The organism is Robertmurraya sp. GLU-23 (genome assembly GCF_052983275.1).
Map to the genome: position 1 here is coordinate 50,421 of NZ_JBRKCV010000007.1, position 15,158 is coordinate 65,578.

Sequence of the window (15,158 nt, forward strand, 5' to 3'; positions counted from 1 at the left end):
TACCTAAAGGAGGAAATGATAAATCCGTGGGGGACTTTAGGAGTGCGATTAGGCTATCTATCACTAGATAGGGTACCAAGTGTACAATCTTTCTCTCCATCTTTCTCTTCATCTACGGTTTCTCTTGTATTGCAGCTTATCCAAAGATATCTAGTTATATGAAGTTCATGTTCCTCAGATCGGAGGTTTACCGCTCACTTCCTTCAGATCCCACGTCACCGTGGACACCCTTGTGTAAAGCTAACTGTTACCTCTAGTTATACAAATTCGGGACTTACACCCTATAGATTGGACCCATGTTGGGCACACAACGAAAAAGATCCGGATTGAACCGGATCTTTAAGGGGGAATGAAAAAGGCTTGCTAGTGTCCTAGCTACATAATCATTATGTAGTAAAAATATTAACATTATGTGAACAAAATATTACATTATCATTAACTTTAGGCTAAAGCTTCTCTTTATTAAAGATGTGTTTTACCAAATGCTAAGACATTTCCAATAGATTCGTTATAGCTAAGAGTTAGGAAATTCTCCCTAATTTTCTCTTTTAATAATGAGAATCCTCTCTGGTGAACTAACTAAACAAAAGAAAACTTATATCAAATAACTGAAGACAAGAGGCACATTGAAGATGGATTAACTGTTGTATTTGTTAGCGTTAATTTTAGAAATTCGAACCATTCATTTCATCTAGAGAGGTACAAATGCAAAGAAATAAGTGCTGTTCATAAGGCAAAGGGAAGAAATAAACAATAATTCTGTCTTGAAGTCATTATGACACCGAATAAAACTAACGTACAGATGAGGCAATTACTAAACAAATGAGGGTAGATCGAGTATTAGCTGAGGTACTTAACGAAGATAAACCTGCAGAAGTTGAAAAATAAAAGGAGAGGGTTAGATTGCTACAATGGCTGTAGACGGTATTAATGATGGCCGGACCTTCTGGCTGCGCATATTGGTTTATCAATGGTACCGGAACGGATGTGGCCATCGAGGCGGTAAACGTAACCTTAATGGAGGTAACTTGATGGGGAATCGTTGATACCATTCGAATACCTAAAGCAACTATGCGCAAGATACGCCAAAAATAACTTTGCGCATTCAATAATAATTTCATTTAAATTCTGTTGATACATAATTCATTGACATTTAAAGAGGCCTCAACATATAATAAAAACAAATATATGAATAAATGCTCATATATATAAACAGGTGGTTTCTAAACGATTGCAAAAGAACATAAAATGAACCAGTTCATTTTATTGTAAAAAAATAAAAATAAAGCGGGTGATTATATGGAAGCTAGATCAGAAATTAAAAGAGAGTTTGTGCTTGAAGGCCTTGATTGTGCTGGATGTGCTGCTAAAATTGAAAAAAACGTCAAAACAATTAACGGTGTTGACGAATGTTCAGTCAATTTTGTGACGAAAACACTGACCATGGAAACAGCCGAAGTAAACAGTGATGCTGTTGTGACAGAAGCAAAGCATCTTATAAATAAACTGGAGCCTGGAATTCGTATAAAAGATAAAACAATAGGTTCCGCTGCAACAAGGCAGGTTTTGTTTTTAAAGGGACTAGATTGTGCTAACTGTGCTTCAAAGGTTGAAAAACACGTAAAAGGCATGGAAGGTGTAACAACTGCAACCGTGGATTTTGTTTCAAGGAAGCTAATTATTGAGGCACAGGACTCAAATACTATGAGCAGAATTGTAAGTGATGCATCGGTCAGCATCCCAAAAATTGAACCGGATATAGAGGTTGTCATTGAACAAAACTCTTCAACTAATGATGGTGGAGAAGATTCAGGTATTAAAAGAATGGTTTTCCGAATAGCAGCTGGATTCATTTTAGGGGCGATTGCTTTAATTGGGGATTTGGGTACATCTGTCGAGCTGCCTTTATTTATTATTAGTTATTTGCTTGCTGGCGGCGATATCCTTTTAAAAGCAGGAAGAAACATCATCCGTGGGCAGGTGTTTGATGAAAATTTGTTAATGTCTGTTGCAACAATTGGGGCATTTGCAATCGGGGAATATCCAGAAGGAATTGCGGTTATGTTATTTTTCCAGGTCGGGGAATTATTCCAGAGCATTGCAGTTAACCGTTCCCGTAAATCTATAAGTGACTTAATGGATATCCGCCCCGAATTCGCTACCTTAAAAATTGGAACTGAGACAAAGCGGGTAGCTCCTGAAGCGGTTAATGTCGGCGATATTATTTTGGTAAAACCTGGTGAGAAAATCCCGCTTGATGGAATAATCCTTGAAGGACATTCCATGGTTGATACATCCGCCTTAACAGGTGAATCCGTTCCAAGAGAAGTGGAAACTGGGAACGAAGTGTTAAGTGGATTTATGAATACAAACGGGATCTTGACTATTCAGGTCACCAAAATATACGGAGAGTCAACGGTAGCCAAAATTCTCGATTTAGTACAAAATGCAAGCAGTCGTAAAGCGGCAACAGAGAAGTTCATCACACGATTTGCACGATACTATACCCCGGCTGTTGTTATCATTGCTACACTACTTGCTGTTATTCCGCCACTTGTAATTGAGGGAGCAAACTTTTCTGATTGGCTTTATCGGGCGCTTGTATTCTTAGTTATATCTTGTCCGTGTGCTCTTGTCGTCTCCATCCCACTTGGTTTCTTTGGTGGGATCGGTGGAGCCTCTAAAAGTGGTATTCTCGTAAAAGGAAGCAATTATTTAGAAGCATTAAATAATGTGAAATATGTTGTATTTGATAAAACTGGAACCTTGACAAAAGGTGTATTTAAAGTGACAGGCATTGTACCAAAAGGTGATTTGACAGAAGAAAGCTTATTGGAATATGCCGCGCTTGCTGAAAGCTATTCAAACCATCCTATTGCCCAATCCATTTTAGTTGCCTATGGTAAAGAGGTAAATAAAGGTGCAATTGAAAATTATGATGAAATTGCTGGACACGGAATAAAAATTGAAGTGAATGGGAAAACGATATTAGCTGGGAATAAAAAGTTAATGCACAAAGAAGAGATTTTATTTATAGAAGCAGATGTAATCGGAACAATGGTGCATCTTGCTGTGGATGGAGAATATGCCGGTTACATTGTTATTTCTGATGAAGTGAAAGAAGATTCCAAAAAAGCGATTGAGGGCTTAAAAGCATTGGGAATTAAAAAGACAGTCATGTTGACAGGGGATGCGAAAAAGGTCGGAATTGCTGTCGGGCAAAAGCTTGGTTTAGATGAAGTCCGAGCCGAATTGCTACCACAGGAAAAAGTCGAGCAAGTAGAATTGCTTGACGGTCAAAAACAAAAAGATGAAAAATTGATTTTTGTAGGCGATGGTATTAATGATACACCAGTATTAGCAAGAGCAGATATCGGAATTGCAATGGGCGGATTAGGATCAGATGCAGCGATTGAAGCTGCAGATGTTGTAATCATGACGGATGAACCGTCAAAAATTGTTACTGCTATAAAAATCGCTAAACGCACCCGCAGAATTGTTTGGCAAAATATTATTTTCGCTCTTGGTACCAAAGGAATCGTTCTATTATTAGGAGCATTTGGACTTGCTACGATGTGGGAAGCCATTATATCTGATGTGGGTGTAACATTGCTTGCAGTTCTTAATGCGATGCGTGCATTAAAAGTCGACCATTTATCATAATTACTAAACAGCTAGCTTATTCAAGGTACCTCCAGGAAATGTATAAAATTATGGATAAAAATTTGGATAATTACGGTCTACGGGGCAATATTGAACAGATATCATATTATTTTAGCCACAATCCCTTTAATTATTGAAAGTGAAATTAATGAAATATATTGAGTCTAGTTAAACTAATAGGTATCAAGTTCAATAAGTGTGCCCCGGACTAATACCCTTGACCTTGAGCATAGTTATTCTATTTGCGACATTATTATTATTGCTAGTTCTAAGTTCTATAAATAAAAGTCCCTTTGGAACATGATATTATCCATCTTGTGTACGCAGTTAGAAAAAAGCCCATGCTGTTTATGAACTGCACCACTTAAAGTAGATGTTGAAAAACCCCCTTCAGGGCAACACTACTTTAAAGGGTGATTTTTTATGTCAATTAAAGGACACAGTACCAAAACTATTCATTCGACTTGAAAATTGAAGCAATCAAAATGAAACAAGCTGGTTATATTATTTGGATGTTTAGAATAATTTGTTTGATAAGAGGTGACAGATGAGTGGGGAAATGGTTTCCATCAATTTACGATGTGGCAATGAAGCCACTGGAACAAACCACGTTTAAAAAAGTTAGAGAAGAACTAATTAGTAAAGCAAAGGGAAGAGTACTAGAAATTGGTTCTGGGACAGGAGTAAATTTTCCATTTTACAAAAATGCTAATCATGTGGATGCAGTCGAGCCAAACTCTTTGATGGTAAAAAAATCATTAAGCCGAAAAAAACAAGCTAAGGTTCCGATTAAAACCTACCTGTTAAAAGCAGAGAAACTGCCTTTTCCAGATGATGCTTTTGATTCTGTCGTTGGAACGCTTGTTTTTTGCACTATTTCGGACCCTTTGAACGCTTTAAGAGAGATCAGACGTGTGAGTGAACCGAATGCTAATTTGTTATTTTTCGAACATGTTAGAATGAATCAAGTATTTTTAGGGAAAACACAGGATATTTTAACTCCGGTTTGGAAGAACATTTGTGATGGTTGTCATTTAAACCGCAATACTCTTGAATTATTTGAACAGGCACATCTATCTATTGATAAAGTAGATGCCTATTATAATAACGGGTTCGGTTGATGAGTACAAAAAAGTAAATAACAGTATAAAAAGGGGTTCAATTCGCATATGAATTGGACCTCTTGAATTTATTGATATGTAGGGATTGTTACCCCTTTAATTGGCAAATTAACATTAGAATTCGCAACGTAATTAGCAAGAGACTGCTGTTCAGCAGACAGCTTTCAAAAACTGTGTTAAAATGTGTGCTAATTGGACATACTAATTGTATAACCAATTTTAGTATACGGAGGACGATAACAATTGAAGTTTATTAAGCCAAAGAACAACAAGGTAGAAAATGTAGATTGGCTTATTTCCGAACGGGTCAGGGCTATCGTGAAGACCTATGCAGAATATACGGAGTATAGTGAAAGTGAAGTCGTAGATATGTTCCTACTCAACATTTTGGATGATAAAGAGTTTCTAAAATGGATTGAAAATAAGCGAAATAACAGGAGGATTGTTAAGCAATTAGAAATCGAAGATTTAGTGGAGACTGATAAAATTGGCTAAATTAAAGCGATTGACGACCAAAGATGATAACCCAGTATTTATCCCTTCCCCTGTTTCTTCGGAAGAAATATCGAAAAGAGTTAAAGACTATGATGTGTTAACTCCAAAACAGTTCGGAACGAAATACAAGGATTTGTTGTTTATGCCGATTGACTTCACTTGGAACGGTAAGACTTATAGCATCCAATATAATCATTGTTCCAATCCTTATTGCAAATGGCACGGATTTCCTCAAGAAAAGTTTCCAGCGAAAGGAAAGTCTAGCCGATACAAGTTATCAGGTTCTGGAACAGATAAAACTATAAACTGTAATCCAGACCCAATACACCCGACCGCAGGGGCAACATTGAATTGTCATACTGTTACATTATCAAATTGGTCGATTGCTCAAGAAATTGAGCGACTGGTTCGAATTAATAGTGTGCAAGATGTGGAACCTGATTATGAGTTTCATAAAGAGGGATGTAGTGCAGCAGGCTCGACTCCTTTTACTGAGCCAAATGCTTTTTATAAACGAGGAAAAAGTTCGGGCAAATCACAACGATGGCAATGTAAGGTTTGCAAAAAGTTTACGAATGTTTTGCCTAACCGTAAACAGGCTATCACTTATAATCAAAAGAGAAGTGAAATTCTCCCCTTGTTTACAAAGTTATTGTTGAGCCGAGTTCCGATAACCAGAACTTGTGAAATTTTAGAAATCGGAAGAGGAACCTACTATGACAAACTAGAATTTGTCTATCGAAGATGTTTGGAGTTTTTGGAACGGCACGAAACAAAACCTCTTCAGACGATGCAGTTTAAAGAAATGTGGTTGAACACCGATAAGATGACCTATTTTCTTAACAATGTTCGGAAGAAAGGGATGGGCGGCAGCCAGTATGACGATGTGGAGGAAAGTCAGTTCCCTACCAGTGTGGTGGTTACTGCCGATGTATTTTCACGATATGTGTTCCGTAGTGATGTAGCATATAATTGGGATATTACATTGGGGGATATTGCCCTAGATACGGTTCTTATGAAAGAAGACCATCTAAATGAGTTCGCCAAGAAACACGCTCGAATTCCGAAATACTCTCATTATCCGATGCCGCCATCCAAAAATGACACACAAACCAATTCGGATTATCAGAAGGATTTAGAAAAAATTGAACGGAGAGCCAAGTATTTGGATGGATTGCACGTTAACGCTACTTATACGACCATTGCCCATTTTTGGCTTATTAAACAGCTTGTGAGGGCTTCTGAATGGCGTTTCGTGACCGATGAAGATAATTCTTTAATGACTTCCCTTAATCGTGTCTTTGCCAAAGAATTTCGCTTGTCTGATGCCCACCACTTTCTCTACCAAACCGATAAAACAAAACCAAGGAAACAAGCCCGTGAAGAGTTTGTTCAGGCAAGAGTAGACTTGGTGAATTGGGGAATCAATTCAAGGTATGATACAAAGTCGTTACGGAAACTGGCGTTTCTAAAACTAGAGGAGCTGTTCCGTACCCACCAATTCCACAAAGAGGTTCGGACGGGGGGTGCCAGCCATTATGAATATGCGGATAATCCGATTGAGCATCCATTAGGGACTATTGACAGAGGCTTTCGCTGGGTAGATTGCACAACCAATCTTTCATCACTAGAACCCAAAGATATTGCAAATCTTATCTTGGAAGTGAACGATAATGCGACTAACATTTTTATACAACAGATTCGCAGAAGATTGTCCATTTTGGAAAGACCATTGACTACTGCCCGTGGTGATGGAAAAAGTTATATATATTCCAATTTCAACCCAAAGTACGCTCAAATGGCTTTGACCATCCTGCGAACTTATTACAACTTTTGTTTTGCGTATAAAACAAAAGATAGGATAGGAACTCCAGCACAACGATTAGGAATTACAAAGAGGGTATTTGATTTAAAAGATATAATATATATGCAATAAAAGGGAGTGGTGTCAATGGCGATAACTGATTTGTGTGAAGCCTGTAAAAGAAACGAGATTAATGTTGTAGAAACATCTGATGACTCTAATCAGCCTTATAAATTATGCAATCAATGTCACGAAAGGCTATTAAAATATTCATTACGACCTATTGAATGGTACAACCTAGCGGTTGTCCATTCTCCTAATAAATTTTTATTGCACGATGATTTTTATGAAGAAGACGGAGAGGCTTGCCAACCAGAAGAAGATGTAGTTGTAACTAAAAAAGATAAAGCACCAACATTACGAGATGTTCGATATAATTTGGAGTCTTTATTAGACTTTTCGATAACCAGATGGTTTCTTGAGGATGATGTAATAAATGCTCTTAAAAAACACGATAACCAAAAGACTTTGAGTTCAGTGAAATCTAGATATTATGGAACCGAAAATTACGAATTAAAATCAAGAATGTTGGAAATCGTAGCTGGATGTTTTAGGTACTTCTGCTTCGGAATGGGTAAGAGAACTTTGGGGTAATTATGACGAAGATTTTCTCTATCCAATCTCTTGGGCAACGGCCAGTAGTTTGCCAGCCGAAGAGGGATTAAGTAATGTATTTGAAAAATTGAAATTGGTAAGTGAAAAAGAATTGCCAATAGCGGCTTTTACCTGCCTATACCGTTTCCGTTCAAGTAATATACTTGATTGGATTGAGTCAACTTCCACAATTTTTAACGATAATTGGGGAAGGCTTGCAGCCGTATGCTTCCCAACCTGGGAGAGAATGAAAACTTGGCTAAACAAAGGAAGACCTTTAAGTTTAATTGCACTGGATACAATGGCGAACTGTGTTAAAGGTTATGGCGACATTTATGTTGAGCAATTTTCTCCTAAGATACTTGGTACAGACAAATATGAAGTAGAGCAAATATTAAATGATTATTATCAAAAAGATGGAGTTCCTCGTGTCAAAATGAAAGTAGCCAGAATAGTGGAAAACAAACAAGAAATATTTGAATAAGGCTAATAAAAGCGTGTGCTTAAATCGCACACGCTTTTTTTGCTTCTATTTTTACTGCTAATTGATACACCAAATACTTGCTAATTTGAATACTATTTAGCTTGTTATTTGGAGTTTTGTACCTCTGAACCGAACCCGTTACTATTATAAGGGGCTTTTTTTAGCCATTGAATGTTCAAATAATAAATAGGATAAGGTATTTCATGATAATCTATATTGAATAGTGAGGCTATTAAGAACTAAATTCTTGTATAAAATATTAAATTAGAATAAAAGAATTAAAATGAATGGAAAATTAACTGAAAATAATAATTGACATGGTTAGCTGTGTAGAAACTTAGTACAGATTAGGTGAAAAGAGGAGAAGGTTACTCCTCTTAAATAATTAGAAACATCCATTCATAGATTGCTGATCCATTGAAACTAAACGTTTAGTAGTTTCCCCACCAACTGAACCATTAGCTCTTGAAGTAGTTTCAGTTCCTAGATTAACGCCAAACTCTTGAGCAATTTCAAGTTTCATTTGATTAATAGCTTCTTGTGCACCATTTACTAATAATTGATTGTTATTATTGTTACGTGCCATCAACAAACAACTCCTTTAAGCTATTTTTTAAATGGTATATTGCAAGCTTGCTTAAGTGTAGTTTGATGTAATTTAATTTAGTAAGAGTGTCTTCATACGGATCTTATACAGATGGAGAATACTTACTAGTTGCTCATAACCGAACTGGTACATGAGTTTTCACTTTGTTTATTGAGGGAGTTTTGTTGAATAACGTGGGAACATTGGCAAAAGATAAGTACGAATATTGTATAGGATACTGTTTCTAATCCTTGTTACATAATGAATTTTTTCAAATTTATTAACTTAATTAAAAGGATGGTTAGAGGATGTTTGATTATACTGTTTCGACTAATAAAAGTGTAGAGGCAACAATTAAAAGTATTGAAATAAATTTAAAGGACGAAAAATTTGGAGTTCTTTGGATGTTTGATATTAAAGATAAGCTTCAAGAAAAAGGATTAGAGTTTGAAAAGGAATTCAAAGTATTAGAAGTTTGTAATCCAATTGAGGCTCAGGGGATTCTACTTGAAAATGAAATGGCTGGATATTTCCTTCCATGTAAGATTGTTGTTTATGAAAAGGATGGAAAAACAAATATAGGAATGCCTAGACCGACTTCATTAATCAGCTTATTAAATGATGAAAAATTAAAATTCTTAGCTAAAGACATTGAGAATAGACTTATTACTTGTATTGATAATAGCAAATAAGTAGAAGTACAATTAGAGTCTTATTTTTAGCGGAATGTTATGGCTAAAATCGAATTTAATGATATGTCTGAGAACCCTGAGACGGTAGCAAACCGAATGGAAGGAAAAATCCTGATGAGCGACGAATACGAGCGTTTTAGAGGCTTTGTTGCCTATGAGTATGGTGTACAGAACAGTTCGAACAAACATATAGTAAGATTTCATGAGTTAAATAAAGAGAGGAATCCAGCCATTGTTTCCTTGTTCTTAGGGTCAGGTTTAAGATTAACGGAATTGGTATGGTTAAATATCGAGGACATTAACTTCTCTAAATCATCCGTAAGAGTCATTAGAAAGGGGAATAAGGAACAATACGTTTATTTCAGTGAGCAGGCTCAACTGGATTTAGAATCCTATTTAAGCGTTAGAGGAAGTAAGTACAATGTCCCTAAAGATAACAAGGCTCTGTTTGTAGCAGCTCCTATGGGTCCTAAAGGCACAACCAGAAGGCTATCAACCAGAGCAATCGAGAAAATGGTTGAAAAATATGCTAAAGCGTTTGGTAAGCCATCATTATCAGTACACAAATTGAGACATTCATTTGCTACCAGGTATCATGCTGAAATCAATGATGTGCCTAAATTAAGAAGACAATTAGGGCATTCCTCTATAGAGACAACTATGATATACACTCATATTAAAAATGAAGATTTAAAAACAGCTATTAATAAATTCAATATGCCAAAAGAATAAAATAAATATCCATCTGTTTTATATCGAATTCACAAGATATTTAGTATTATTGTGTCATAGTTTCAGTATTATTGTGTCATTTTCTTAATTCATGTCGCAACCTTTTAATAAAATGGATCCCTGGAGCAAATAATTAGAATAATTCCTCAGAATTAATCTTAAGATACTAGACACAACATGAGTTTCAGTATTATTGTGTCACTTTTGTAAGTATTTTTGTGTCGCTCGTCATCAAGTTAGGGAGGGGTATTTTATTCGTTCCTTAACTTCGCGTTAAATCGTAATTTAATGCACAGTTGGAAATAGACATATAGAACATCTGTTTGATATAATAAAAGAGACTAGAAATCATTAATTCTAGTCTCTTAGTACATTTATAAGTATGTCGATTAGTTCAGCTCTGTAATAAACGGTAGCGGGGAAAAACTAATACAAGGTTGTAGTGCAGCCCTACAGTAATCGGTAGCGGGGAAACAGATACAACTTACTTAAATATATTACCTATTAATATTCTTTTAGTCAACCAAAACAACCTAATGTCATATTGGAGACGCCTATGAACTATTTAATTTATTTCGACGAATCTAATAAAATTGATCAATTCAATAAGCAGTATTCATATTATGGAGCTTATGGTGAGTTAGACACTTCATTAGCGGTCATCGTTGAAAAGATACGCAAAATATTTAAAAGCAGTGGATCTAAAAGCGAGCTACACTTTACTGAATACACTTTACTGAATACACTAAAGACCGTCATATAAAAAAGTATTTCCAAGCCTTACATACAGCCATTAATGAGAATATGAGAATTAACATTCTAATTGTAAATAACCAGGATGCTCTTGCCTCGGCCGCCAAAATAGGATTAAGTACACAAGAATTGCGTAATTTATTCTACATAAAGATCCCAGAAAGGCTATCTTATGGCCTGACCAGAGATTTATCCCACTTAGACCATGCAAATCAATTAGTACAGGTAAAAATAAAAATCGATAAAAACGATGAATACGATCGAATTAAATTAAATGAAAAGCTAGTCGAACAAATGAATGCCCATTCTGCCTACAGAAATAAGAATTATCGAATCCTTAAAGCCATCTCTCAAGACTCGAAGAAGTCCATCCCTCTTCAAATAATAGACACATTTATGGGAATTGTAGTTTTCTTACTTGAGAAAAGTTATATGGAGGATACAGATATAGCTGCTATAAAAAGTGACCTTATTTATAGGTTTTTGATTGAACAAGATAACCTATTAAAGTTTCAAAAACAGATTAGATTATTAGAGTGGACAGGTAGTGAGTAGTTAGCTCCTATTAATATTGGAGAGCATCTCTCCCCTTTTATGGTTCATAAAACAAATTACGATATTAATGAGTTAAGCAAGGTTCAAAAGATTCTATTAGAAAACCCTTTAATCACAACTAAGGAATTAAGGGAAAACATGGGCTACACTAATGCAAAACTACGCTTACTACAAGGTTATAGAGATCAATTAACTGGGTATGGAAGAAATACTTTTATAAGTAACTAATACTTTATTTTCGAAATTTTTTCTTTCACTATTGAATTTGTTATTAGACTTCCTCTTAGTAATGGATAACTTTCATTTAGTTGACAATAAATAAATTATGGTTAACTATGCGTAAAGATTGGATTTCACGCATACTTTCGACAAAATCCGACAAATAAGGTGATGATGTATAATGGCTGGTCCTTCTCGTGAAAAATTAATGCACGAAAAACGCTTAGAAAGTAAATTGGTTGATATGCCGGAATATGTTATTGAGTACATCCGTGCAAAAAAACGAGCGAAATTTTCTGTTTCTACTCTCCTTGGCTATGTTCACGACTTTCAAAAGTTCTTTGAATGGCTGAAGTCGGAAGGTTTAACTCAAGTAAATCACATTAAGGACACACCACTCTCTATTTTAGAGATACTTAGCAAAGAGAACGTGGAATATTATAAGGAATTATTGGAAGAAGAAAACATCAGTGAACGCGAAAATGTAATTAAAAAGCGTTCAGAGCAGTCAGTTCATCGGAATATAAGCGCTCTTAAATCTTTATTTAACTATTTAACAACGGAAACTGAAGATGAAAATGGTGAATGTTATTTTTATAGAAACGTATTTAAGAAAATAGTTGTAGGTAAAGAAAAAGCAACCGCTAGCAACCGTGCAAGGAAAATAAGTTCAGTAATATTAGGAGACGACGAGATTACGGAATTTTTAAATTATTTGAAGAACGGATATGAGAAGAATCTGGAATCAAAGAAGAAATCTCTCTTTCTAAGAGATAAGGAACGTGACATTGCTCTTATTAGTATGATGTTAGGCAGCGGTGTTCGGGTAAGTGAAATTGCTAGCCTCACCCTTCACTCTATTGATTTTCAAAAAGAGCAGATTGATATTGTCCGCAAAGGAAACAAGGCGGATACAGTATTAGTCCTCCCTTCTGCCATGAATGATTTAAAGGAATACTTACGTGTTAGACAAGAGCGATATAAACCTCAAAACAATGAACCTTACGTATTTTTGGCTAAATATAAAGGGGCTGCTCAACCTATATCTGTCCGAGCTATTCAGAGTCTTGTGGAGAAATACACCCGGGCCTTTAATTCAAATGAAGAATTTGAAATTGGAAAAGCTTTAAGTCCGCATAAATTTCGTCACTCCTTTGCAAGCGAATGGGTTCGTAAAGGTGGTGGAGCAGTTTTATTGAGAGACCAACTGGGCCACAGTTCATTTGAAACAACTACCAAGTATACAAACTTATCTATTGAGGAAAGTAAAAAAGTCATAGATCACATTGAATCTACTAGAAAATAACTCCAAAATACAATTATAAATCTAAATGGATAAAAAATGACCCACCTTGGTCCGCATTGTTAAGAGGCGTGGTGGGTTCTGTTAAAAATATAGTATAAACTTTAGATGCTCTTGTCAAAGCAAATCAAAGTAAACAATGGAATCAGGTTTCGAAAATCTATCTTTCTTCGATAATTCGTAATGTAAGTATTATCAAATAGTTGAATTCAAAGAGAACTCTGTCGAAGTATAAACTAAAGCATATATGTGAAAAAAAACGGACCACTTTCATGGTCCTTTTCTACCTAACTTACTTCATTTATATTCTTCGCTACTGAAATCCTTCTTTATGACTCTTTTATTTTATAGTAAGAAAATAAGGCATGCTTTACTTTACGCCCTAAATAAGCTGAGCATTCCGGAGAGAACAATTTTTTTACTAAACGATGGAATTCTCCCTTACTGATAAGTCCGTGCTCGAATGCACAACAAAGTATTCCCACCGTCCCTGTACATTCGATTTCATATTCTTGACAAATACTCATGACTCTTTTTTCATTTGATGTACAGTAAATCATTTTTTCCCTTGCAATAGCAATACATTCGGCATCATATTCAGAAAGAGCCGGCTTTTCATCCAATATTCTCGATAAGAACTCAAAGGATTCGAATTGTTCTAAGGCGGTTGGTTGGTACTCCAACCACTCCATATTAGATTGAATGGTTTCAAGTATTGCTTCACGATCCAGTATACTTTGGGGAATATAGACTTTTACAAAAACTTTATTAATTAAAGATATACATTGAAGTTCTGTGAAATCATTTAGGATATTATTATCTAATACTCCTACTTTGCCTAAAAGGCTTCTAATCTTCTGTATATTGATCTCCATAGTCCTCTTCTTCAGCCCATGCTTTAACAAGCAGGCGTGCCTCCTTGTCGTTTAATAATAACAATTCGGCAACCTTATTTGTAGTCACCTTATCTTCTAAGTATAATCTACGAAGAATGGATTTCATTTTTTTATTTTTTTCAATATATTCAATAGGTTGTGGCTCTTTAAAATCAAACCCCATTCTTTTTAAGTTGTTAAATAATGCTCCAAAAGTCTTTTGTTCTATATATCCTTCTTCTTTTAAGGCCATCAGCAAAGCCTTTGCGCTAACACCAAATTCTTTTTTAACTTCATAAACATTGCTGAAATTTGAAATGAATCCACGGAATAGTTTTTTATATCCTCTAAGTTGATTTCTTGGAATTAAGAAATAACTTGAAAAATTATCAACTAATTTTTCGTTTATATTATTACGTGATTTACTATATGCTAATTCTCCCGGCTCCCTGTCATAATCCTCTCTGTGGAAGATAAGGTGCCCTAGTTCATGAACAGCACTAAATATCTTTCTCTCCTCAGGGATATCAGGATGATCATTAATGATGATAAAAGCACCCTTATCCTCTGAATAAGCCGATAATCCAAATATCTTACTATTGTCCATTCTTAATGCCAACACATTAATATTATTTTTTTCAAGTATGGAATAGATGTCATAATCAATAACCTCATCCACTCCAAATGCTTTTCTTTGTTTTTCGGCAATTTCTTTTATTAATTCATGGTCATCATCAGTCAGTTTATTTTCTTTTAGATGTAATTTATATGCTTGAGGCAAAAAAGCTAAGTTATTTTCTCCAGCCAATTCCAAGATTCGGATGTATTCATTAAGAAATTTGTTTAGATAATGGGCTAAATCATCGTCAAAGTTTTCCTGAGGATTATCAGCTCTAAACATAAATGACATGGATTCTTCATCTGAAACTAAAAACCATTTTAATGGCAGGTTATATTTATTAGCTAACCTAAATAATCTGGCACTATCAATGACCTGATCACCCGATAGGTATTTAGCTACTGTAACTCTGGTCACCCCAATTATGTTACCGATGTCTTCATTGGTTAATCCTTTAGATTGCTTCAACCTTTCGATGTTCTGTCCAATCACCTTCGCTATGTCTTCCATCTTAAACACACCTCCTCTTAGTTGAATCTTATGTTAAAAATTCTTTCCTTATTTTCATTATATTATACTTTTAATGTAAAGAAAAGTTTCTTT

The 15,158-nt window shown here is 35.3% G+C and carries 14 protein-coding genes and 1 pseudogene; 11 read left to right on the top strand and 4 right to left on the bottom strand.

The window, feature by feature from the left end; genetic code table 11:
• Positions 1–791 precede the first annotated feature (791 nt).
• Positions 792–1,052, bottom strand: coding sequence for a hypothetical protein (locus ACVBAX_RS12970; protein WP_447117405.1), 261 nt, complete (start codon positions 1,050–1,052; stop codon positions 792–794).
• A gap of 247 nt (positions 1,053–1,299) precedes the next feature.
• On the opposite strand from ACVBAX_RS12970, the gene ACVBAX_RS12975 reads away from it, so the two are divergent.
• The 6 genes from ACVBAX_RS12975 to ACVBAX_RS13000 all read left to right on the top strand — a co-directional run bounded on the left by ACVBAX_RS12975 (position 1,300) and on the right by ACVBAX_RS13000 (position 8,221).
• Positions 1,300–3,663, top strand: coding sequence for a heavy metal translocating P-type ATPase (locus ACVBAX_RS12975; protein ID WP_447117406.1), 2,364 nt, complete (start codon positions 1,300–1,302; stop codon positions 3,661–3,663).
• Positions 3,664–4,214: 551 nt separating this feature from the next.
• Positions 4,215–4,784 carry a class I SAM-dependent methyltransferase gene (locus ACVBAX_RS12980; protein ID WP_447117407.1) on the top strand — a complete coding sequence of 190 codons (570 nt, stop codon included), beginning with the start codon at positions 4,215–4,217 and terminating at the stop codon, positions 4,782–4,784.
• Between the two features lie 243 nt (positions 4,785–5,027).
• Positions 5,028–5,279, top strand: a complete 252-nt coding sequence (locus ACVBAX_RS12985) for a hypothetical protein (RefSeq protein WP_447117408.1) — start codon at positions 5,028–5,030, stop codon at positions 5,277–5,279.
• Entirely contained in the window at positions 5,272–7,215 is a 1,944-nt protein-coding gene (locus ACVBAX_RS12990; protein ID WP_447117409.1) for a transposase, read from the top strand. Before ACVBAX_RS12985 ends, ACVBAX_RS12990 begins: the two co-directional genes overlap by 8 nt.
• Positions 7,216–7,230: 15 nt before the next feature.
• A complete protein-coding gene (locus ACVBAX_RS12995; protein WP_447117410.1) occupies positions 7,231–7,737 on the top strand; it encodes a hypothetical protein in 507 nt (168 codons plus the stop codon).
• Between the two features lie 49 nt (positions 7,738–7,786).
• Positions 7,787–8,221, top strand: coding sequence for a hypothetical protein (locus ACVBAX_RS13000; protein ID WP_447117411.1), 435 nt, complete (start codon positions 7,787–7,789; stop codon positions 8,219–8,221).
• 385 nt (positions 8,222–8,606) lie between these two features.
• Here ACVBAX_RS13000 and ACVBAX_RS13005 read toward each other — a convergent pair whose 3' ends face one another.
• Positions 8,607–8,807, bottom strand: a complete 201-nt coding sequence (locus ACVBAX_RS13005) for a small, acid-soluble spore protein, alpha/beta type (RefSeq protein WP_447117412.1) — start codon at positions 8,805–8,807, stop codon at positions 8,607–8,609.
• Positions 8,808–9,115: 308 nt separating this feature from the next.
• Here ACVBAX_RS13005 and ACVBAX_RS13010 point away from each other — a divergent pair, with 308 nt between their 5' ends.
• The 5 genes and pseudogenes from ACVBAX_RS13010 (at position 9,116) to xerS (ending at position 13,064) form a co-directional block, all read left to right on the top strand.
• Entirely contained in the window at positions 9,116–9,499 is a 384-nt protein-coding gene (locus ACVBAX_RS13010) for a DUF302 domain-containing protein (protein WP_447117413.1), read from the top strand.
• Positions 9,500–9,529: 30 nt separating this feature from the next.
• Positions 9,530–10,231 (top strand): annotated as a pseudogene (locus ACVBAX_RS13015) (tyrosine-type recombinase/integrase); the annotation flags it as partial.
• Between the two features lie 556 nt (positions 10,232–10,787).
• Positions 10,788–10,994 carry a hypothetical protein gene (locus ACVBAX_RS13020; RefSeq protein ID WP_447117414.1) on the top strand — a complete coding sequence of 69 codons (207 nt, stop codon included), beginning with the start codon at positions 10,788–10,790 and terminating at the stop codon, positions 10,992–10,994.
• Between the two features lie 41 nt (positions 10,995–11,035).
• Positions 11,036–11,539, top strand: coding sequence for a hypothetical protein (locus ACVBAX_RS13025; RefSeq protein ID WP_447117415.1), 504 nt, complete (start codon positions 11,036–11,038; stop codon positions 11,537–11,539).
• Between the two features lie 400 nt (positions 11,540–11,939).
• Positions 11,940–13,064 (top strand): tyrosine recombinase XerS, encoded by a 1,125-nt coding sequence (gene xerS / locus ACVBAX_RS13030; protein ID WP_160548506.1) that lies wholly within the window; start codon positions 11,940–11,942, stop codon positions 13,062–13,064.
• A 326-nt stretch (positions 13,065–13,390) separates the two neighbouring features.
• Here the strand turns inward: xerS and ACVBAX_RS13035 are convergent, their stop codons facing one another.
• Together ACVBAX_RS13035 and ACVBAX_RS13040 are read right to left on the bottom strand one after the other, a co-directional pair.
• Entirely contained in the window at positions 13,391–13,936 is a 546-nt protein-coding gene (locus ACVBAX_RS13035; RefSeq protein ID WP_447117416.1) for a hypothetical protein, read from the bottom strand.
• On the bottom strand, positions 13,911–15,065 hold the full coding sequence (locus ACVBAX_RS13040; RefSeq protein WP_160548504.1) for an ImmA/IrrE family metallo-endopeptidase: 1,155 nt from the start codon (positions 15,063–15,065) through the stop codon (positions 13,911–13,913). Before ACVBAX_RS13040 ends, ACVBAX_RS13035 begins: the two co-directional genes overlap by 26 nt.
• Positions 15,066–15,158: the final 93 nt, after the last annotated feature.